This window comes from Streptomyces sp. NPDC023541, from assembly GCF_055559995.1.
The window spans coordinates 500864-521609 of record NZ_JBVHJO010000003.1; the positions used below are offsets into that span (position 1 = coordinate 500864).

Genomic DNA, 20746 nt, shown 5'->3' on the forward strand with positions numbered 1-20746 from the left:
CCTAATGCCGGGGTGCCGGCCACCGCGGTGCTGTTCACCCTTCGAGCAGCCGCTGGCCCACGTACTCGCCGCTGCGCGGGCCGGGCGGAACCGCGTACAGCCCGCTCGATTCGTGCCGGATGAACGCCGACAGCGCGTCGCCGCGGTCGAGCTTGCGCTGTACGGGCACGAACCCGCGCAGCGGGTCGGCCTGCCAGCAGATGAACAGCAGCCCCGCGTCGGGAGCGCCGTCGGGGCCGATCCCGTCATGGAAGGAGAAGGGACGCCGCAGCATGGCCGCCCCGCCGTTCTGCTCAGGGGCCGAGATACGGGCGTGGGCGTTGGACGGGATGACGGGCTTGCCGTCGGCGCCGATCTTGTCGAGCGCCATCTCGGTGGTCTCCCCACCACCCGTCAGCGGGGCGCCGGTGGCCTTCGTCCGGCCGATGACCTGCTCCTGCTGCGCGAGGGACTGCTTGTCCCAGTCGTCGAGGAGCATCCGGATGCGCCGCACGACGGCGTACGAGCCCCCGCCCATCCAGGCGTGCTCCGCGGGCCCCGGACCCGCCGCGGGTACGAAGATCCGCTTGTCGAAGTCGGGCTCGGAGGGCTTGGGGTTGCCGGTGCCGTCGACCTGGCCCATGAGGTTGCGGGCGGTCATCGGCGTGCCGGTGGCACCGGGGGACCGGTTGAAACCGTTCATCTGCCAGCGGACGCGCGCGGCGTCCCCGGCGTCCTTCTGGAGTGCGCGCAGGGCGTGGAAGGCGACGAGTCCGTCGTTCGCGCCGATCTGGACCCACAGGTCGCCGTTGCTGCGCTGGGCGTCGAGCCGGTCGGACGAGAAGTCGGGCAGCGGGTCGAGGGCGGTGGGCCGGCGGGCGCTGAGGCCCGTGCGCTCGAAGAAGGAGTGCCCGAACCCGAAGGTGACGGTGAGGGAGGACGGCCCGGCGTCGAGGGCGATACCGCTGTCGGCGGTCGGGGCGGTCTCGCCCGCCATGAGCCGCCGTGCGGTGTCGGACCAGCGTCGCAGCAGCGCGGCAGCCTCGGTGCGGCCCGCTCCCGGGGCCAGATCGAAGGCGACGACGTGCCCCTTGGCCTGGAGGGGTGTGGTGATGCCGGCCTGATGGTCCCCGTGGAACGCTACCTGGGTGGCTCCGAGGGAGGAGAGGTTCCCGGCCGCTCCGGGGGCGGAGCCGCGCCCGGAGCCGGCGAGCGCGGAGTGCGCGAGGGCGCCGCTCGCGCCGCCGAGGGCCAGTCCGGCGGCGCCCGCGGCGCCGACGGTGCCCAGCAGCCGGCGCCGGGAGATCTCGATGTCGGGGTTGCTCTCGGTCACGCTGGTCAGCCGATCTTCACGGTCTTCTGGACGGTGGTCTGGTCGATGTCGGACGTACGGACGGTCACGTCGATGCGCCATTCGCCGGCGAGCGGCAGTTGCACGCCGGATGCGGTCCAGTGCCCGGGGGCGGCCTGGTCGGGCACGACCGGCAGGGGGCCGATGTCCTTGGCCGGCAGGGTGAACGCGACCTTGATCTCGGGGAGGTCGAAGGGCTGTCCGTCGCCCCTGTCCGCCCAGAGGTGCAGGGTGTTGGCGCCGACCCGGCCCGGATCGAGTTCGAGCCGGACCGACCCCTTGCCGTTCTGGCCGCCGGTGTCGAACGGCAGGGTGATCTTCACCGCGCGGTCGGGGACCGCGGTGGAGCCGCGGGCCACCTCCTGCTCGACGGCGCGCCCGGGCTCGGTGCTCGTCAGGACAGTGGTCACGACGAGCAGGACCACGGCGATCGCCGCCTCTACCAGGACCGAGCGCCGCAGACCGGCACGGCCCGGGTCCGCGTCACGCGCCCGCTTCTCGCGTGCGCTCTCCAGGGCGGCACGCTGCCGGGCGAGCTGGGCGGCACGCTCCGGGTCCGCGGGGACGGTCGCGGCGACGGGCGATGTTTCACGTGAAACATCGACGCCCGCGGCCGCCTGCCCGCCCGCCTCCGAGGCAGCCTCGTCTGGGGCCTCCGGAGCCTGCGCGAGCCGGGCGGTCCACTTGCGGGACAGGTGGGCGACGCCGAGGAGGACAGCGACCAGGGCGACCTTGAGGATCAGCAGCCGCCCGTACTCGGTACCCGTGAGGGCGGGCCAGCTGCCGGTCTGACGCCAGGCCTGGTAGACGCCGGTGACGGCCAGGACCACGACGCTGACGAAGGCGACCCGGGAGAACCGCTGCACCGCCCGGCGCTCGATCCCGGGGACCTGGTGCAGGGCGACGAGCAGCGCGGAGAGCCCGCCGAGCCAGGTGGCGACGGCCAGCATGTGCAGGATGTCGGCCGGCATGGCGAGGCCGGGCTGGATACCGGTGGACGCGTGCTCGGAGAGGGCCCAGGTGGCAGCGATGCCGCCGGCGACCACGGCGCCGCCGATGGCGAGGCCGAAGGTGAGGTCGCCTGTGTCCTTGTCCTCTTCCGCGCCCCCGGGGTTCAGCTGGCGGCGTGCGTACACCCCGAAGAGGACCGCGACGAAGAGGGCGGCCGCGCCCAGCAGGAGCAGACGGGACACGAGCGACGCGCCCGTCTTGGTCTCCAGGACCGCCCTGAGCCCGTCCAGGTCGAAGGCGTCGGCGAACCGGCCGGACCCTGTGTACGGAGTCCGGAGCACCAGCATCGCCAGGGTGGCGGCGGTCAGGGTCACCCACGCCCGCACGACGAGCTTCTGGAGCGGCCGCTCCGCGGCGCCCCGGCGCCAGCACAGCAGGATGAAGGCCGCGCCGCCCACCAGAACGGTGAAGCCGGCGTAGGCGGCGTAGCGGGTGATGCCGTAGGCGATCCCGACCGGTCCGCCGCCCGCCGTCGTGGTGGGGAGGGAGACCTCGGTGGCCGAAGGCGCGCCGATGGAGAAGGTGAACGCGCCGGAGATCGGGTGGCTGTCGGCGGAGACGGCCTGCCAGGCGACGGTGTAAGTGCCGTTGGGCAGGCCGGAGTGCAGGGCGGTGCCGTAGCGGACGGTGTTCCCGCTGCACATGTCGCGGAGCTCACCGGTGTCCACCCGCCTGCCCTGGGGGTCAAGGACGCGGATCGAGTCGTCGCCCATGGCGACCTGCTCCGAAAAGGAGAGGGTGACCTGGGCGGGCGCCGTGGCGACCACCGCCCCGTCCGTGGGGTCGCTCGCGGTGAGTGCGGCGTGCGCCGTGGCCGGTGTGGCCGCGGTGAACAGGGTCGCCAGCAGGGCTGCGAGGACCAGCGCGAGCCGTGGCAGCAATGCCGTGGCACGGGCGCGGGCCGTGGAGGGGGCGGGGGCGGCGGCCGTCATGGCGTGTCAGTCCTCGGTCCGTCAGTGGCCGCTGTGGGCCGTCGATGTCGGGGCCTGCGCGTTGTACGTGCGTTCCTTCACGTCCAGCTCGACCTTGACGGAGCCGGCCTTCTCGAAGCGGAGCTCGACGGTGACCTTGTCGCCGACCTTGGGAGTGCTCTTGAGCCCCATGAACATGATGTGGTTGCCGCCGCGCTCCAGCCGGAGCTCGCCGTCCGCCGGCACGTCCATCGACTGGACCTGCTGCATCTTCTGGTCCATGGTCTCGTGGATCTGGAGGTCGTCGGAGAGCGGGGAGGTGGCACCGGTGAGCTTGTCGGGGGTCTCGGTGGGGTTGCTGATGACCATGAAGGCTCCGGCCATCTTGTCGTTGACCGGCTGCGGCATGAAGGCGCCGCTGACGGTCATCTGCGGCTCGCTGGCGCCGGAGCAGCCGGATATGGCGAGCGCTGACGTCAGGGAGAGGGCGGCGGCGAGGGTGCGGATGGTGCGGGTGTTCACGGGTTCTCCCCCTTGATGAGCTTCGGCAGGTCCTTGGCGTAGTTGTCGACGGTCGTGCCCTCGCCGTAGAGGACGTAGCCCTCGTCGGTCTTGGGCGAGAACGCGATGACCTGCGCGCCGTGCATGGAGACGACGCCGCCGTCGGCCTCCTTCTTGGCGGGATCGATGCCGATGCCGAGGGTTCGGGCGGCGGCCTGGATGGTCGCGAAGTCCCCGGTGAGTCCGATGAAGGACGGGTCCTGCGCCTTGAGCCAGGAGCCGAGGGACTCGGGGGTGTCCCGTTCGGGGTCCGTGGTGACGAAGACGACCCGGAGGTTGTCCTGGTCCTCCTTCGGGAGGTTCTTCTTGGCGACGGCGATGTTGCTCATCGTCAGCGGGCACACGTCGGGGCAGTTGGTGTAGCCGAAGTAAATGAGCGTCGGCTTGCCCTTGGTCTGCTCGCGGAGGTTCCACGGCTTGCCGGTGGTGTCCGTCAGGACGAGCTCCGGCTTGTTGAAGGGGCGGTCCAGAACGGTGGCGGCCTTGCCGCCGCTCTGACCGCCGGCGATCTGGGTGACCCCGCTGCTCTTGACGGGTTCAGCGTCGCCGCAGGCGGTAAGGGTCAGTACGGCCGCGGCGAGGAGCGCGGCAGCCGTCGTACGTGTGGTGCGCATGGAGAGATGTCCCTGGGATCGGGGATGTAGGGATGCTGGGCGGTACGAGCGACAGCGCCCCGGGGCGTGGCAGGTCAGACGGAGCGTCGGCGCGATGCGACGCCGAAGGCGACACCGCCGAGTCCGATGACGATGCCCGCGATGCCGAGGGCGCGCGCAGTGGTGTCGGAGCCGTGGTCGTCGGCGGCCTTGTCGTGGCCGTGTCCGGCATCGACGCCCTTCTCCGCATCCTTCTCCGCGTTCTTCGCCCCGTCGGTCTTGGCGCCGGCGTGGTGGTCGTCGCCCTTCGCGGCGGTCAGCTTCAGCACCGGTGCCGGGGTCTGCGGCTCCGCGGCGCCTTCCTTGGCCTCTTCGATCCAGCGCACGACCTCGTTGTTGTCGTAGGTCTGGATCGCCTTGAAGACCATCTGGTCGGCGTTCTCGGGGAGCTTGCCGACGGAGACCGGGAACTGCTGGAACATGCCCGGGCCGATCTTTCCGCCGGACCAGGTCACCTTGGTGACGACCTCGTTGACCTGCTTGCCGTGCACGGCCAGCGGCTTGTCGAGCTTCGTCTTCTCGACGTTCACGGTCCAGCCGGGGACGTCCTGCGGCATGACGGACGTGAGGGGCTGGTCGACGGGGAAGTTGACCTCGAGCTGAGTGGTCGAGGCGTTGTCGCGCTCGTTGGGGACCTTGAAGTTGAGCGTCGCGTACCCGCCCTTGGCGGCCTCGCCGACCGGCTGCACGCCGACGTGCGCGAAGGCGGTGCCGGAGAGGACGAGCACGGAGCCGGCGGCGAGGGCGGCGGCGAAGGAGACGCGAGAGGTCTTCATGGCAGAAACACTCCACGGAAGCAGTGGTGGCGGTTGCTCCGCGCACGGGCGCGCGCGGAGTGCGCGGCACCGGTGCCCCCGATGTGTGTCCCGGGGAGGCGGGTGCCGCGTCAGGCTGCGAGGGCGAACGCCGCGGGCGGCCCACGGCGGACCACCGTGTGCTGGAGTGCCTCCCGGCCCGTGAGGGCCGCGTGGTCGTCTTCGGTCCGGCGACCGGTCCGCGGGGTGCGGGCCGGCGCGCCGAGTCCGGTGCCGAGGGCCCGGACGAAGGCCAGTGCGGCGCGCAGCGGGCGGACCCGGGCCGCCTCGGTGGTGAGCCGGGACAGTTCGACGAGCCGGAAGAGCGCGGCGTCGCCGCGGCCGAGCAACCAGCCGGCGACGAGCGCGGCCAGCAGGTGCCCCAGCAGCATGGCCGGGCTGAACAGACCGGTCTCGGGTGCGGTGGTGACGGCCCGGGCCGCGTGGGCGTGCGCCCCGTGGCCCTGCTCCGCGACCTGCCCGGCCTGTGCTGTCAGGGCGGCCGGGTCCAGGCCTGCGGCCTCCAGGATCCGGCGGGCGTCGGCGGGGCTCAGCGGGACGGAGTTGCCCCCGCACACCAACCGGGCGGCGAGTTCCGCGAGCGAGCCGTCTGACGCGCCCCCCGGGCCCTGAGCGGCCGCGGTGCTGTGCTGGCCGAGACCGAACAGCGCGTGCAGGGAGAGCTGTCCGGCGGCGAGCCCGGCGGCGAGCCCGGGCAGGGTCCGGCGGCGTCCCGCGAGCGGGGCAGCCACCGCGAAGACGGCGAGGAAGCCGATGCACAGGGACCACCAGGGCACGGTGGCGCAGGAGGCCAGGGCGTGCCCGGACGCGGACAGCACGACACAGACCGCGGTGAACACCGCGGCCCGGATCAGCCGGAGGCCGGCTCCGGCGTGCGTCGCGTGGGGGTCAGACATGGCCGGGTCATCATCGCACTGCGCTGATGTCCTCCATACGGCAGGTCCGGAAGGTCCGCATGAGCCCGCTCTGCGAAGGGGGTCCCGACAGGTCCGGTCCCGCTGCGGATGTGGTCCGGCCCTCCCGCCGGCGCGGTACGGGCCGCATGCCGACGCATACACCGCCCTGTGGGCGAGCCGCATCCGCCGGACGGGCGCAATGAGGTCCCGTACGGCCCAAGGGCGCTTACGGGCCCTCGCGGGCGGCAATAGGTACCCGTATGAGCATCTGGTGGTCTCTCCACTTGAGGCGCGACGCCGCGAGCGTGCCGCTCGCCAGGCGACTGCTGCTGGGGACGATGGAGACCGCGGGGGTGGACCCGGACATCTCCTTCGATCTCTCGGTGGCGCTGAGCGAGGCCTGTGCGAACGCGGTCGAGCACGGCGGGGGCGGCGACATCCCGGACGAGACCGAGGCGTACCACGTCACGGCCTATCTGGACGGGGACTGCTGCCGTATCGAGGTGACCGACTCCGGTCCGGGGTTCCCGCCCGCCACGGTGGCCCGTTGCAGACCCGCTCTGGCCGAGCACGGCCGGGGCCTGCACCTGATCGCCGAGCTGTCCGACCACGTCCGTTTCCGCAACCGGCCGGGCCGCGGCGCCGTGGTGAGCTTCGACAAGATGCTGAAGTGGCGCGACGACGCGCTGCAGAAGGCGTCGTAGAACGCCGGTGGGCGGGATCCCGTTCGGGATCCCGCCCACCGGCACCTCCGGCGCCGGTCCTCGGGGCGATGCCGGTCGTGCGGACGTCAGCCCTTCAGGCGCGCCATCCAGGCCTCGACGTCGGTCGAGGTGCGGGGCAGCCCGGCCGACAGGTTCCGGTTGCCGTCCTCGGTGACGAGGATGTCGTCCTCGATCCGGACGCCGATGCCCCGGTACTCCTCGGGCACGGTCAGGTCATCGGCCTGGAAATAGAGACCCGGCTCGACGGTGAGGCACATGCCCGGCTCCAGCGTCCCCTCCACGTACGCCTCGGTGCGCGCGGCGGCGCAGTCGTGGACGTCCATGCCGAGCATGTGGCCGGTGCCGTGCAGGGTCCAGCGGCGCTGCAGGCCGAGCTCCAGCACCCGCTCGACCGGACCCTCCAGCAGACCCCATTCGACGAGCTTCTCGGCCAGCACGTGCTGGGAGGCGTCGTGGAAGTCGCGGAACTTCGCACCCGGCTTCACCGCGGCGATGCCGGCTTCCTGGGACTCGTAGACCGCGTCGTAGATCTTGCGCTGGATGTCGGTGTACGTGCCGCTGATCGGCAGCGTGCGCGTGACGTCGGCGGTGTAGAGGGAGTGGGTCTCCACACCGGCGTCGAGCAGCAGCAGGTCGCCGGAGCGGACGTCGCCGTCGTTGCGGACCCAGTGCAGGGTGCAGGCGTGCGGGCCGGCGGCGCAGATCGAGCCGTAGCCGACGTCGTTGCCCTCGACGCGGGCGCGCAGGAAGAAGGTGCCCTCGATGTAGCGCTCGGACGTGGCCTCGGCCTTGTCGAGGACCTTCACGACGTCCTCGAAACCGCGGACGGTGGAGTCGACGGCCTTCTGCAGCTCGCCGATCTCGAACTCGTCCTTCACGGCGCGGGCCTCGGAGAGGTAGACGCGCAGCTCCTCGTCGCGCTCCTTGGTCACCTTGTCGGTGAGGGCCGACTCGATGACCGAGTCGTGGCCGCGCACGTTGCGCACCGGGCCCTCGGCCTCGGTGAGGGCCTCGGCGAGTTCGCGGACGTCCTTGGCGGGGATGCCCAGGAGCTGCTCGGCCTCGGTGAGGGAGTGGCGGCGGCCGACCCACAGCTCGCCCTGGCCGGACAGCCAGAACTCGCCGTTCTCCCGGTCGGATCGCGGCAGCAGGTAGATGGTCGCGGTGTGCCCGGTCGGGCCCGCCGGCTCCAGGACCAGCACGCCGTTCTCGGTCTGGTCACCGGTGAGGTACGCGTACTCGGTCGAGGCGCGGAAGGGGTACTCGGTGTCGTTCGAGCGGGTCTTCAGGCGCCCCGCGGGGACGACCAGGCGCTCACCGGGGAAGCGCTCGGACAGCGCCGCACGCCGGGCAGCGGTGTGCGCGGCCTGCGCGATCGGCTCCAGACCGTGCAACTCGGTGTCCGCCCAGCCGGTGCGCATGTTCTCGGCGAGTTCGTCGCTGACGCCCGGGTACAGACCGTTCTTGCGCTGCTTGTGCGTCTTCTTGGGCTGCTCTTCTTCCGGGGTCTCCGGGGTGAGCTCGTCAGCCACGTCTTCTCCTCAGCTACGACGGTACGGACCTGGGTGTGGACCTCATCCATCGTATGCGTGTACGGGGAAGGCGTGGTCCGGATCGTGCGGGTTGTCACGGTCCGGGACCCACGGCGGATCACTCGAACCGGGCTGCGAGCAGCACGATGTCCTCAGGGGCGTCGGCCGGCCGCCCGTCGGGCAGCACGGTCCGCAGGATGTGGTCGCACAGGGCCTCCGGGTCCTCCCGCGCGGCGCGGGGCACCCCTGCGGCTGCCGCGTGGAGCCGCGCGTACGCCCGGTCCGTCGGGTCGCCGGTGTGGCGCAGCAGCCCGTCGGTGTACAGCAGCACCGTTTCTCCGGGCGCGGGTTCGATCTCCGTGCTCGGCGCCTCCCAGCAGGACAGCATGCCCAGGGGAGCGGACAGCGAGGTCTCGACGTACTCCGTGCGGTGCTCGCCGATGAGGAGCGGCGGGGTGTGTCCGGCCCCCGCCAGGATGATCTTGCTGCCCCGGCCGTCGGTCTGCGGTCCTCCGGCGGGCTCGCAGTGGGCGAAGAGCGCGGTGGCGCAGCGGGCGGGCTCGGTCAGCCGCAGCAGCAGTTCCAGGTCCGACAGGACGGCTACGGGGTCCTCGCCCTCCATGACGGCGTAGGCGCGTAGTGACGCGCGCAGGCGTCCCATGGCGGCGACGGCGCTCGGGCCTGCTCCGGTGACGGATCCCACGGCCAGTCCCAGGGCGCCTTCGGGCAGCGGCAGCGCGTCGTACCAGTCGCCTCCGCCGCGCGGTCCAGTGTGGTGGCGGGCCGCGAGCTGCACCCCGGGGATCCGGGGGAGTCTGCTGGGCAGCAGTTCCTCCGCGACGGTGGCCAAGTGGGTGCGGGATCGTTCCACCTCCAGCATCCGGGCCAGGTGTTCGGCGGCGTGCCGCACGTACAGCCCGGCCAGCTCGCGCTGGCGGTCGTTCGGCTCGGCCTGCTCGTCGTAGAGCCATACTGCGGCGCCGAGCCGGCCGGTGGCCTCGGCGGTCAGCGGGAGCGCGTAGCTGGCGGCGTAGCCGAGGCGGGCGGCGACCTCGCGGTGGCGGGGGTCCACCGGGGCGGCGAATCCGCCGGTGCCGGGGGGCGCGTCCGGTTCGGGGAGGAATTCGGAGCCGCCCTGTGCGTCGGGCAGTCCGTCGAGGATCCGCCCGTAGGAGGTCGCGCTGCGCGGCACGGTCTCGATGTGGCCCAGTTCGGCGTGGCCGAGGCCGAGGCCGATCGTGGTGGTGGGGCCGAGCCCGTCGGAGGGCTCCAGGACGATCAGGCCGCGGCGGGCGCCGACGAGTGCGGCTCCGGCGCGCAGGAACTCGTGGAGGGAGGTGTCGAGGTCGCCTGCGCGGGCGAGACGTTCGGTGAGCTCGTGCAGGGTGGTGAGGTCCGAGACCATGCCCGCCAGGCGATCCTGGATGAGGCTGCCCGCGGCCGGCGCGGGGGCCGGTGCGGGGGCGGTCCGGGCGGGCGCGGGTGCCGCAGTGTGCGGTGACGCGGTGACTGCTGGATCGATTCCAGCCACTTTCGGCAGATGCGGGGCGCTCATGGCGTCCGCCTTTCCACCTGGTGCGATTCGCCGAATAGCATCGCAAACCCCCAGATCGTGCTGCGCCGCCATCAAGGAATCCACATCTACACGCACACATGGATGCATGTCCAGCATTGCCCCGGTGGGGATCCTGGTGTCCGTGAGGCGGCAACTCACTGTCGGGCCAAGGCTAGAACTTGGCCGGAAAAAGCTGGAAGCGATCGGTTTTTGAGGTCGACTGGACGAGCTCCGCAGGGGGCTCGGGTACGTACTCGGTGTTGGCCGAGGTCAGTTGGCGTACCGGGAACCGCTCGGTCGCGGGTCGTCGTCCTAAGCGGCGGCAGTCGGTCTCGGCAGCTGGTCTCGGCAGTCGGCGCGGGTCGCGCTCCATCCCCGCCGGACGTTTGATGGACCCGTAAGAAACTGCACGAACCGCGTGAACCTGCCTCTGGCGGACAGTGACGCGAAACCTGTACGTGTGGTGAGTTTCCGGTTACATGGTGTGATGTGGCCCTCGGCGTTCAACGGAAAGGAACGAGCGCTCATGCGCGAGATCCTCGGAAGGCGTCTCCAGCGGCTCCGCGATCGCTTTCAATCCCTACGCCCCGACCGGGTACAGAGCGGCAGCACTTCCTCTCTCCTCGAAGCGGCGCTCACCTGCGCGACCACGTTCCAGTGGCCCGTCCTGCCCGGGGTAGGCCGGTCCGGTACGGACGGTGCGCGCTGCGCCTGCCCCGACCCCGACTGCGCCGTCCCCGGCGCACATCCCTTCGATCCCGGTCTGCTCGCAGCCTCCACCGACCCCCGGATGGTGGCCTGGTGGTGGACCAACCGGCCCACCGCACCCGTCCTGATGGCGACCGGCGGATCCGCCCCGTGTGCGGTGAGCCTTCCGGCCGGTGCGGCCGCACGGGCCCTCGTACGACTCGACGCGCAGGGCATGCGCCTCGGGCCGGTCGTCGCCACGCCCACCCGCTGGGCGGTGCTCGTGGCGCCGTACTCGCTGGAGCGGCTCGGGGAGCTCCTGTACGCGAAGGACCACGTGCCCTCCTCGCTGCGGTTCCACGGCGAGGGCGGCTACCTGCTGCTGCCGCCGTCCGCCGCTTCCAGCGGCGGCCAAGTGCGCTGGCAGCGCGAACCGCGTCCGGTGCCCCCGCGTCCGGTGGATCCGAAGTCCCCTGGCGCACGGGCGTCGCAGGCCTCGGCGACCGAACTCTGGCTGCCCGACGTCGAGGCGGTCGTGGACGCGTTGGTCGAGGCGAGCAGCGGAGCGCCGGGCGGCGGCAGTCGGCTCGCGTACTGACCTGCGAGGTCCCGCAGGGTCACTCGTACGGGTGCCAGCGGGACGAGTTTCCAAGGGAATTGGGCGCGGGGATCTCCGCGCCCCTTTCCCCCGTCGCTATCTTCGGCGAATGAATCTCCGCCTGATCGGTATCGGCGCCGGTGTGCTGATCATCTTGTCGCTCCCGCTCGCCGGCGCGATCGCCGGGCCTGATTTCGCCGGTCAAGATGACGGAAAGGGCGGCGGTCTGTTCACGACCCTCGGTCTTTCGGAGCCCGCTCGAACCGCCCCCGCGCCGGCTGCCCGCCCGGCGGCGCCCGCCACGGCCGAGCGGTCCGGCCCGGCGGAGCAGCCGCGTACGGATTCCCATTGCGGCCCCGAGCTGTCCTCGCCCCACGGAGTGGAGGCGCAGACGTGCGTGCTGGTGGCCGAAGGCCGGACGTGGGGCAGGAGTTACTACCGGAACACGAGTGGCCGCGCGCTGGATGTCGTGCTGACGGTGATGGGGCCGGCCGGGCGCACGGTACGGATCGCCTGTGCGGTCGGTGCCGGTGACGAACCCGGTCTGTGCGAGACACCCAAGGAGGACTCGGCCGGAGAACCGGAGAGTTACTCCGCAGTTGCGGAGTTTGCAGTTCCGGATGATGAAGGGCAGCTGCTCTTGCGGTCCGGAAGCAACTCACCGGCACCGGGCGACGGTTGAGTACCGCCCTAAATGGAAGGGCCCGGTCGCTGGCGACGGGGGATGCACCAGCGACCGGGCTACAAGAACGGTAACAAGAGATCGCCTGTTCGCAAATTCGATCTCTGATATTCAGACACCGATTTGCAGACGATTAGCGGGAGTTGTGACTCCGGTCACCGGCTCCGCGCATGCGCGTGGGTGTCAGCTGAGGGTCACCTGGCGGTTGGTGAGACCGCCGCGCGCCCGGCGCTCCTCCGGGGTCAGCGGAGCGTCCGCGGCAAGCGCCTTGGCCAGCCGCTCAGCGAACTCCGCAGCCGGCTTCTCGACGTCGTCGGCCGTCACTCCGGTCGGCAGGTCCCAGACCGGGACCACCAGCCCGTGGGCGCGGAAGGACCCGACGAGCTTCGTGCCCTCGCCGAGCGAGGACGTGCCGGCCGCGTGCAGTCGTGCGAGGGCGTCGAGCAGCTTCTCCTCGGGGTGCGGCATGACCCAGCGCAGGTGGTTCTTGTCCGGGGTCTCGCACCAGTAGGCGGCGTCTACGCCGGTCAGCTTGACGGTGGGGATGGCGGCCGCGTTGGCGCGCTCCAGCGAGGCGGCGATCTCCGGGGACGCGTTCGGGCCGCCCTCGGATTCCGGAATCCAGAATTCGAAACCGGTGTGAACAACCGGCTCGAAACCGCCGTCGGCGTCCAGGAGATCCTGAAGTCGGGGACCCTCGGCGGGGACCCGGCGGGCAGCGACCGGAGTTCCCGGCTCCGCCACGAGCGCCCGCTCCAGGGTGTCGGCCATGTCGCGGCTCAGGTCCCCGGTGGACGTCTCGTTCTGCAGACCGAGCAGGACGGACCCGTCCTCGCGACGCAGCGCCGGCCAGGCCATGGGCAGTACGGTCACCAGCGTGACGGAGGGGACGCCCTCGGGCAGACCGCCCTTCAGCGACAGCGGGATGGTGGCCGCGGGCACCAGCTCGCGCAGCGCGACCCAGTCGCACTCGCCCGGGAGGCCCTCGAAGGGGCGCTGGACGTGCTCGGTGACGGCGTGCGCGGCGGCTGCGCCGTGGCAGGCCTTGTAGCGGCGCCCGGATCCGCAGGGGCAGGGCTCGCGTGCGCCGACAACGGGGATCTCACCGTTGGTGAGCTGCGGCTTTGCAGACTTGGCTGCGGGGCGCTTCTTGGCCATCGTGCGTGTCTCCCGGTTGCGGCGGTACGGCGTCGTGTCTGGGCGCGAGCCTAGCCGCTCGTACCGCCGGAACCGGTGGGGTGCGGCCCGGGAGCACGGTCGGCGTGCGCTCCCGGACGGCCGCCTGTACGGATGACCGGTACTGCTGTGCTGATGTCGAGCTGTTGTGCGGTCAGGGATCCCGGCGCCCGGGTGTCCTGGGCTGCGGATCCACGGGTTCAGACATCGAGATCGTCGAATGCCGTACTGAAGTCGATCGCCGGGGGCGCAACGCGCGTAGCGAAATCGTCGTGCCGGGGCCCACAGGCGACGACCACCCAGACGGTGACCTCACCTGCCGCTCCGTCCCGGACACCCCAGTCCTGGGCAAGGGCGCTGATGATGTTCAGCCCCCGGCCGCCGCGTGCGGTGACCGAGGGCGTGGAAGGAACAGGCCGCGTCGGCCCACCCCCGTCCGTGACCTCGACCGTCAGCCGCCCCGCCCTGTCGACGCGCCATGCGGCGCGTATCTCCCCGTCCCCGACTTCCCGCGCCCCCAGCGGCCTGCCGTGTCGGCAAGCGTTGCTGAGCAGTTCGGAAAGGATCAGTACGGCATCGTCCACGACCGTTTCGGCCACCCCGCTGATACGCAATTGTTCGCGCATCCGGTGCCTGGCCTCACCCACGCCCGCAGGACCATGGCGTACGTCCATGCACGACGACGTGGGCACTTCTTGTGCCACCACCAACGCCACCCCCGGAACCTCCTTAGCCCCACGCATGGTCTGGATGCCCCCTTGGCCTGGACCGGAAACCGCCGAAGCGGGCCGCTCTGACGCATTCGCGCCGGTCGAATGCGGAGCGGATGCGCCGGAGCACACCCTGTGACCGGCGGGGCGGGGGTGGCGACTGCGCAAATGGGGACGTCAGCGCCCCAGTTGGGACAGAACTTGGCGGGGTCTGTTCGTGATGATCGCTTCCACGCCCATATCAGCGCAGAGCTGAACATCTTCCGGCTCGTTCACTGTCCATACATGCACGGGATGACCGGCGCCCTGGAGCTTGCGGATGAAGCCGGGATGGTTGCGGACGATCCGCATCCCGGGGCCGGCGATCGTCACCCCGGCCGGGAGCCGCCCGTCGCGCATCCGGGGCGAGATGAACTGCATCAGGTACACGGTCGGGACCGTCGGCGCGGCGGCCCGCACCCGGTGTAGGGAGCGCGCGGAGAAGCTCATGACCCGGACAGGGTGGGGTCCGCCGGGTGGCGGGGCGTCCAGGCCGAAGCGCTTGAGGAGGAACAGGAGGCGCTCCTCCACCTGTCCGGCCCAGCGGGTCGGGTGCTTCGTCTCGATCGCGAGCTGTACCGGCCGTCCGGTGTCCGCGACCAGCTCCAGAAGGCGTTCCAGGGTGAGGACGGAGGTGCGCTCGGGGTCCGCGTCCCAGTCGGGGGACTCCTCGCGGTCCTTCCAGGAGCCGAAGTCCAGGGCGGCGAGATCGGCCAGCTCCAGGGCGGAGACGGCGCCGCGGCCGTTCGAGGTGCGGTTCACCCGGCGGTCGTGGACCAGGACCAGATGACCGTCGGCGGTGAGCCTGACATCACATTCGAGGGCGTCGGCGCCGTCCTCGATGGCCTTGCGGTAGGCGGCCAGGGTGTGCTCGGGGGCTTCTTCCGAAGCGCCGCGGTGGGCGACGACCTGGATGGTGCGCGGCATTGCGTGGGTCACCGGGTCATGGTGCCACCGTCAGCCCCCCGGCGGTCCAGGTCCGGCCCCGCGAGTGCATCCGAAATGCCGGACATAAAGAATGGGGGGAGATGCACAGGTCCGGCTTACAGTGCTCTGACGGGGCATGGGAAAGGCTTTGCTCTGGAACTTGTACGGCACGTCGAACGTTCAGCCGGATCGATATCGCCAGATTCTGCAGCTGTGTGTGACGAGGAGAGAGAGCTGTGAGCACCGAGAACGAGGGCACCGCGGCCCCCACACCCCCCGCGGCCCCGTCCGTAACCCCTGCTCAGGGCTCCGAGACGGCGGCGGCCCCCGCGCCCGCTCCGCGGCCGGACCACGCCCCGCAGGACGCCGCCCCGACTGCCCCCACCGCCCCGACTGCCCCCACCGCCCCGACTGCCCCCACCGCCCCGACTGCCCCCACCGCCCCGGCCGCCCCGCCTGCGGCACCCGCCGCCGCTCCGGCGCCCGCCGGTGAGCAGGTGACCCAGCAGCTTCCGCCGACGCCCGCGCCGGGCACCGAGCCGACCCAGCAGATCCCGCCCGCGCCCGCGGCCCAGGCGCCCGCCTACGGCCAGGATCCCGGGTACGGCCAGCCCTATGCCCAGGCCCCCGCCACGGCCGCGTACGGAGCGGAGGGCTGGCCGCCCCCGCCCCCCACCGTGCCGGCGTACGGCGCCGGCGGTGCGGGCGGCGGCCCCGTCTGGGGCGCCCACCCGACCGCCGACGGCGCCCCCGGGCCCAAGTCCAAGGGCAGGGGCGGCATGATCGCAGCCGTGCTCGTGGCGGCCCTCGTCGCAGGTGGCATCGGCGGAAGCGTCGGCTACTGGGCCGCCGAACGCAGCAGCAACGGCAGCGGCTCGACCACCATCAGCGCGACCAACACCCCGAAGGACCTCAAGCGCGACGCCGGCTCCATCGCCGGACTCGCCGCGGGCGCCCTGCCCAGCGTGGTCACCATCGAGGCCTCGGCCGGCGACGGCGAGGGCGGCACCGGCACCGGGTTCGTCTACGACCAGCAGGGCCACATCCTCACCAACAACCACGTGGTGGCCTCCGCCGCGAACGGCGGCAAGCTCTTCGCGACCTTCTCCGACGGCAAGCGGTACGACGCCGAGGTGGTGGGCCGCGCCCAGGGCTACGACGTCGCCGTGCTCAAGCTGAAGAACCCGCCGGCCGGCCTCAAGCCGCTGGCGCTCGGCGACTCCGACAAGGTCGCGGTGGGCGACGCCACGATCGCGATCGGCGCACCGTTCGGCCTGTCCAACACGGTCACCACCGGCATCGTCAGCGCCAAGAACCGCCCGGTCGCCTCCGGTGACGGCACCGGCAGCAAGAACTCGTACATGAGCGCGCTGCAGACGGACGCTTCGATCAACCCGGGCAACTCCGGCGGTCCGCTGCTCGACGGCCGCGGCGCGGTCATCGGCATCAACTCCGCGATCCAGTCGGCCGGGAACGGCGGCTTCGGCGGCGGCCAGGCCGGCTCCATCGGCCTCGGCTTCGCCATCCCGATCAACCAGGCCAAGAACGTGGCCGAATCGCTGATCAAGACGGGCAAGCCGGTCTACCCGGTGATCTCGGTCTCCGTGGACCTCCAGGCCAAGGCCGAGGGCGCGAAGATTTCCGACCAGGGCGCGGCCGCCAACGAGCTCGTCGACCCCAACGGTCCGGCCGGCAAGGCGGGCCTCAAGCCGGGCGACATCATCACGGACTTCGGCGGCAAGCCGGTGGACAGCGGCCCGACCCTGATCAGCATGATCTGGACGTACAAGCCCGGCGACACGGTGAAGCTGACCTACCTGCGCGACGGCAAGCCGAACACCGTCGACATCACGCTCGGCTCACGGGTCGGCGACAAGTAGCACCACCGGCCACGCCAGTGGCCCGGCGACGATGGGCCGTGGGCGGGATTCCGCCCACGGCCCCTCCAATGTCCGCTTATGCTTCGCTGGTGTTCGATTCTCGGCACATACGGACGTTCCACACGGTGGTCGCCTCCGGTTCGTACTCGGCGGCCGCCCGCGTGCTGGGCTACACCCAGCCCGCCATCACCCAGCAGATGAAGGCGCTCGAACGCGCCGTCGGCACCCCGTTGTTCACCCGCGTGGGACGCAAGATGCAGCTCACCGAGGCCGGTGAGTCCCTTTCCCGGCACGCCGAGACCATCCTCGGCAACCTCTCCGCCGCCGAGGCCCAGCTGCGGGCGTACGCGCGCCTGCGGACCGGCCGCGTCAGGCTGTGCGGCTTCCCCAGCGCCAACGTCACCCTCGTCCCGGAAGCCCTGAGCGGCCTGGCCAAGGACCATCCCGGCGTACAGGTGGAACTGCTGGAGGGAGAGCCTCCGGAGTCGCTGCGCCGGCTGGAGCGCGGTGAGTGCGACATCACCCTGGCCTTCACCTATCCCGGCCTGCACGAGGAGATACCGGAGGAGGTCGCCGAGGTCAGGCTGCTGGAGGACCAGCTGACGGTGCTGCTGCCGACCGGGCATCCGCTGGCCCGGCGCCGCGCCGTGCACCTGGCCGACCTCGCCGAGGAACGGTGGATCGCGGGCTGCCCGCGCTGCCGGGCGAACCTGCTGCACGAGTGCGCCGAGCTGGGCTTCGTGCCCGACATCCGCTTCGCCACCGACGACAACCTGGTGGTGCAGAGCCTGGTGGCCCAGGGTCTGGGCGTGGCGATGATGCCCGCGCTGGTCCTGCCCTCGCTCTCGCTGAACCGGGTCTGCGGAAGGGCGCTCCAGCCCGCCGCGCGCCGGCACATCGCCGCGTACGTCTACAGGGACCATCTGCGGATCCCTGCGACGGCCGTGGTGCTGAACGCGCTGAAGCAGGTGGCCGCGAACCGGGTCGGCTGCTGAGCAATCCATAAACGCTGCTTGGGTTTTACGGTCACAACTGTCGTTGGACGCGATGGAACGACGCCCGCACGCTGCCCGTATGACCACCACCACACCGGCCCGTACCACCACGAGGATGGCCGCCCTCGTCAGTGAGATCCGCACGGTTGTGGAGCGGGGGCTGGCTCCCGACCTCACCGCCTACCTGGTGGGCGAACGGCTCGCCCCGCACCTCGGGGCGCCCGACCTGCTGACGCCGACGCAGCAGGAGGGCGACCCGGAGCGCTACCGGCAGCACATCCTGCACGCGGAGTCCGACGGCAGCTTCTCCGTGGTGGCACTGGTGTGGCTCCCCGGGCAGGAGACCTGTATCCACGACCACGTGTCGTGGTGCGTGGCCGGGGTGCACCAGGGCGAGGAGAGCGAACGCCGCTTCCGGCTCGCACCCGGTGCCGGCCCCGCCCGCCTGGTGGCGACGGAGGACGTGGTCAACGCCCAGGGTGAGGTATGCGGTTTCGCGCCGCCCGGAGACATCCACAAGGTCCGTAACTCCTGTTCCACCAAGGCGATATCCGTGCACGTGTACGGCGCCGATGTGTCCCGGCTGGGCACCAGCATCCGTCGCGTCTACAAGCTCCCCGTCGACTGATGGCCCTCCTCCACCGCCCCCAGAGCACGGCGGTTCGGCATGTTTCACGTGAAACATCCACTCCCTGGCCGGGGTTGGCGCTGGCGGCGGGCGGAGCCCTGGTCGCCTGGTGCATCCACCGCCTCGTGCCGGCCGTACCGATGCTGACCGCGTCGGTGGTGCTGGGCATCGCGGTGGCGCACGTCCCGGGGCCGCGGACCTTCGTACGAGGAGCCGCGCGCCCCGGTCTCTCCCTGGCCGGCCGGCGGCTGATGCGGATCGGCATCGTCCTGCTGGGCCTCGGCCTGGGGCTGGACCAGGTGCTCCGGCTCGGCTGGACCACGGTGGCCATGGTGGTGGGGGTGGTCGCGGCCACCTTCTTCGGCACCCTCTGGCTGGGCCGCCGGCTCGGGCTTCCGGGCGATCAGCCGCTGCTGATCGCCACCGGATACTCGATCTGCGGGGCCTCGGCGATCGGCGCGGTGAGCGAGGTGTCGGGCAGCGACGAGGAGGACGTGGCAGCCTCCGTGGCACTGGTCACTCTGTGCGGGACCCTCGCCATAGCCGTACTCCCTCTCCTCCAGGGTCCGTTGGCGCTCTCCGACCCGGCCTTCGGGCGGTGGGTCGGCGCCGGTGTCCACGATGTCGGCCAGGTGGTGGCGACCGCGCAGACCGCGGGCCCGGACGCTCTCGGCGAGGCGGTGCTGGTCAAGCTGATGCGGGTGGCCCTGCTCGCTCCGCTGGTGGCGGCGGTCGCCCTCTCGGTACGGGCCCGGCGGCGCGGTGTTCGCACCCCCTCGGGTCGCCGGCCGGCCCCCGTGCCGCTGTTCGTGGCCGGATTCCTGGCCGCGGCCGCGCTGCGCGCCACCGGCGTGCTGCCGGACGTAGCGCTGGAGTGGGCGCACAGCGCGCAGGAGGCCCTGTTGGCGGCGGCCCTGTTCGGCCTGGGGAGCGCGGTCCACCTGCCGACGCTGGCGCGGACCGGAGGGCGGGCGGCGGCGCTGGGGCTCTGCGCGTGGGTGGTCGTCGCCGGTGTCTCGTACGTGGGCGTGATGCTCACCGTATGACGCTGCAACGGCCGGGAGTTGGCCATTTCCTGGCCGGATCCGACCGAACGTTCCGACTGGCCGCTGACTTTGACGCGGGGCCGTGCCACTCTGCCCCGGCAAGCCGCACCACGTACGACGCACCACGCACAGCCGATCCGCACCGACCGCTCTTCACCCCCACCCTGCCCGGCTCCGACCGGTCCGGGCACGGCAGAAGGAGTCATGCGTGAATCGTCATCGCACGGCCTTGTCCGTCCTGCTCTCGGCAGGCGCCCTGGTCGCGGGCGTCCTGACGGCGGCCACCCCCTCGATCGCGGCGGACGCCCCGGCATCCTTCCGGCAGCAGCACACCCAGGGCTTCTGGACCGCCGAGCGGATGCGGGAGGCCACCCCGCTCGACGTGACGGCGGTCCCCGGCGCTGCCCGCACCCCGGTGGCCACGTCCGCCGCACCCACCGCCATCGCCCCGACCGCCGCGGTGTCTACCGCAGCACCCACGGCGTTTCCGCAAGCGGGCGGGGCCTGGACGGGCGGAGGCGCGGTCGTGAAGACGTCGGGCCGGGTCTTCTTCACGATGGGCGGCCGCACCGCCTCCTGTTCCGGCAACTCGATCACCAGTGCCAACGGCAGCACGGTGATGACGGCCGGCCACTGCGTGAAGTACCAGGGCGCCTGGCACACCAACTGGGTCTTCGTGCCCGCCTACAACAACGGGTCGGCGCCCTACGGCCAGTGGTCGGCCACCAAGACCTTCGCCACCGACCAGTGGGCGGCGAGCGAGGACATGAACATGGACGTCGGCCTTGCCGTCGTCGCCCCGCTGAACGGCCAGACCCTCAGCCAGGCCGTCGGCGCCCAGGGGGTCCTCTTCAACGGCGGCTACAACAAGAAGATGTACTCCTTCGGCTTCCCCGCTGCGGCCCCGTACGACGGCACGAAGCTGGTCTACTGCAGCGGCAACAGCGGCAAGGACTTCCTGCTCACCAAGGACCACGGCCTGGGCTGCAACATGACCGGCGGCTCCAGCGGCGGGCCCTGGTTCCAGGACTTCAACGAGGCCACGGGCCTGGGCACGCAGGTCTCGGTGAACAGCTTCGGCTACACCTTCCTGCCGAACCGGATGTACGGCCCGTACCTCGGCAACGAGGCGAAGGCCGCCTACGACAAGGCTCAGGCCTCCTGACCTCACAGTCGCCCGCCACCCCCGCCCGGCCGGTACTCTGTACCGGCCAGGTGGGTTGCCCGAGCGGCCTAAGGGAACGGTCTTGAAAACCGTCGTGGCAGCGATGTCACCGTGGGTTCAAATCCCACACCCACCGCCAGGTCAGAGAAGTAGCAGGTCACAGGGCGGGCACCCGATCCGGGTGCCCGCCCTCCCCGCTCACCCGGCCTCACTTGACCAGCGAG

At 71.6% G+C, this 20746-nt stretch carries 18 protein-coding genes, 1 tRNA gene and 1 pseudogene; 9 read left to right on the top strand and 11 right to left on the bottom strand.

Translation table 11 applies throughout. The features are described from left to right. Positions 1-34 precede the first annotated feature (34 nt). The 6 genes from efeB to ACZ3X1_RS09870 all read right to left on the bottom strand — a co-directional run bounded on the left by efeB (position 35) and on the right by ACZ3X1_RS09870 (position 6177). Positions 35-1321, bottom strand: a complete 1287-nt coding sequence (efeB, locus tag ACZ3X1_RS09845; RefSeq protein ID WP_467278582.1) for an iron uptake transporter deferrochelatase/peroxidase subunit — start codon at positions 1319-1321, stop codon at positions 35-37. Then, positions 1318-3273 carry a copper resistance CopC/CopD family protein gene (locus ACZ3X1_RS09850; protein WP_467278307.1) on the bottom strand — a complete coding sequence of 652 codons (1956 nt, stop codon included), beginning with the start codon at positions 3271-3273 and terminating at the stop codon, positions 1318-1320. The genes efeB and ACZ3X1_RS09850 overlap by 4 nt, the downstream gene beginning before the upstream one ends. Positions 3274-3294: 21 nt before the next feature. Continuing rightward, positions 3295-3774 (bottom strand): copper chaperone PCu(A)C, encoded by a 480-nt coding sequence (locus tag ACZ3X1_RS09855; protein ID WP_467278310.1) that lies wholly within the window; start codon positions 3772-3774, stop codon positions 3295-3297. Further along, a complete protein-coding gene (locus ACZ3X1_RS09860; RefSeq protein ID WP_467278312.1) occupies positions 3771-4427 on the bottom strand; it encodes an SCO family protein in 657 nt (218 codons plus the stop codon). The genes ACZ3X1_RS09855 and ACZ3X1_RS09860 overlap by 4 nt, the downstream gene beginning before the upstream one ends. A 74-nt stretch (positions 4428-4501) precedes the next feature. Further along, a complete protein-coding gene (locus tag ACZ3X1_RS09865; protein WP_467278314.1) occupies positions 4502-5242 on the bottom strand; it encodes a YcnI family copper-binding membrane protein in 741 nt (246 codons plus the stop codon). Between the two features lie 110 nt (positions 5243-5352). Continuing rightward, positions 5353-6177, bottom strand: a complete 825-nt coding sequence (locus tag ACZ3X1_RS09870; RefSeq protein WP_467278317.1) for a hypothetical protein — start codon at positions 6175-6177, stop codon at positions 5353-5355. Between the two features lie 260 nt (positions 6178-6437). Here ACZ3X1_RS09870 and ACZ3X1_RS09875 point away from each other — a divergent pair, with 260 nt between their 5' ends. Beyond that, positions 6438-6881, top strand: coding sequence for an ATP-binding protein (locus ACZ3X1_RS09875; RefSeq protein WP_467278319.1), 444 nt, complete (start codon positions 6438-6440; stop codon positions 6879-6881). Between the two features lie 86 nt (positions 6882-6967). Here ACZ3X1_RS09875 and ACZ3X1_RS09880 read toward each other — a convergent pair whose 3' ends face one another. Then, on the bottom strand, positions 6968-8434 hold the full coding sequence (locus tag ACZ3X1_RS09880; RefSeq protein WP_356811091.1) for an aminopeptidase P family protein: 1467 nt from the start codon (positions 8432-8434) through the stop codon (positions 6968-6970). Between the two features lie 118 nt (positions 8435-8552). Continuing rightward, entirely contained in the window at positions 8553-10106 is a 1554-nt protein-coding gene (locus tag ACZ3X1_RS09885) for a PP2C family protein-serine/threonine phosphatase (protein WP_467278322.1), read from the bottom strand. Between the two features lie 409 nt (positions 10107-10515). Between ACZ3X1_RS09885 and ACZ3X1_RS09890 the strand changes: the two genes are divergently transcribed. Both ACZ3X1_RS09890 and ACZ3X1_RS09895 read left to right on the top strand, forming a co-directional pair. After that, positions 10516-11274: a bifunctional DNA primase/polymerase gene (locus tag ACZ3X1_RS09890; RefSeq protein ID WP_467278324.1), complete on the top strand. Its 759-nt coding sequence runs from the start codon at positions 10516-10518 to the stop codon at positions 11272-11274. A 109-nt stretch (positions 11275-11383) separates the two neighbouring features. Further along, positions 11384-11956, top strand: a complete 573-nt coding sequence (locus tag ACZ3X1_RS09895; RefSeq protein WP_467278326.1) for a hypothetical protein — start codon at positions 11384-11386, stop codon at positions 11954-11956. 183 nt (positions 11957-12139) lie between these two features. Here ACZ3X1_RS09895 and ACZ3X1_RS09900 read toward each other — a convergent pair whose 3' ends face one another. From ACZ3X1_RS09900 to ACZ3X1_RS09910, 3 genes and pseudogenes are all read right to left on the bottom strand, one after another. Beyond that, positions 12140-13114, bottom strand: a complete 975-nt coding sequence (locus ACZ3X1_RS09900) for a DUF5926 family protein (protein ID WP_356811087.1) — start codon at positions 13112-13114, stop codon at positions 12140-12142. Positions 13115-13332: 218 nt separating this feature from the next. After that, positions 13333-13934: pseudogene (locus ACZ3X1_RS09905) on the bottom strand (ATP-binding protein). A gap of 85 nt (positions 13935-14019) precedes the next feature. Beyond that, positions 14020-14808 carry a glycerophosphodiester phosphodiesterase gene (locus ACZ3X1_RS09910; RefSeq protein WP_467278586.1) on the bottom strand — a complete coding sequence of 263 codons (789 nt, stop codon included), beginning with the start codon at positions 14806-14808 and terminating at the stop codon, positions 14020-14022. A gap of 236 nt (positions 14809-15044) precedes the next feature. Here ACZ3X1_RS09910 and ACZ3X1_RS09915 point away from each other — a divergent pair, with 236 nt between their 5' ends. The 6 genes from ACZ3X1_RS09915 (at position 15045) to ACZ3X1_RS09940 (ending at position 20661) form a co-directional block, all read left to right on the top strand. Next, the gene (locus ACZ3X1_RS09915; RefSeq protein ID WP_467278329.1) at positions 15045-16688 is read left to right on the top strand and encodes a S1C family serine protease; all 1644 of its coding nucleotides are present in this window, start codon (positions 15045-15047) and stop codon (positions 16686-16688) included. Positions 16689-16777: 89 nt separating this feature from the next. Continuing rightward, positions 16778-17683 (top strand): LysR family transcriptional regulator, encoded by a 906-nt coding sequence (locus ACZ3X1_RS09920; protein ID WP_030647232.1) that lies wholly within the window; start codon positions 16778-16780, stop codon positions 17681-17683. A gap of 79 nt (positions 17684-17762) precedes the next feature. Then, positions 17763-18311 (top strand): cysteine dioxygenase family protein, encoded by a 549-nt coding sequence (locus tag ACZ3X1_RS09925; protein WP_030816928.1) that lies wholly within the window; start codon positions 17763-17765, stop codon positions 18309-18311. After that, on the top strand, positions 18311-19357 hold the full coding sequence (locus tag ACZ3X1_RS09930; protein WP_467278334.1) for a YeiH family protein: 1047 nt from the start codon (positions 18311-18313) through the stop codon (positions 19355-19357). The genes ACZ3X1_RS09925 and ACZ3X1_RS09930 overlap by 1 nt, the downstream gene beginning before the upstream one ends. 208 nt (positions 19358-19565) lie before the next feature. Continuing rightward, positions 19566-20522 carry a trypsin-like serine peptidase gene (locus ACZ3X1_RS09935; RefSeq protein ID WP_467278336.1) on the top strand — a complete coding sequence of 319 codons (957 nt, stop codon included), beginning with the start codon at positions 19566-19568 and terminating at the stop codon, positions 20520-20522. 49 nt (positions 20523-20571) lie between these two features. Further along, positions 20572-20661 (top strand) — tRNA-Ser (locus tag ACZ3X1_RS09940). The last annotated feature ends 85 nt before the right edge of the window (positions 20662-20746 follow it).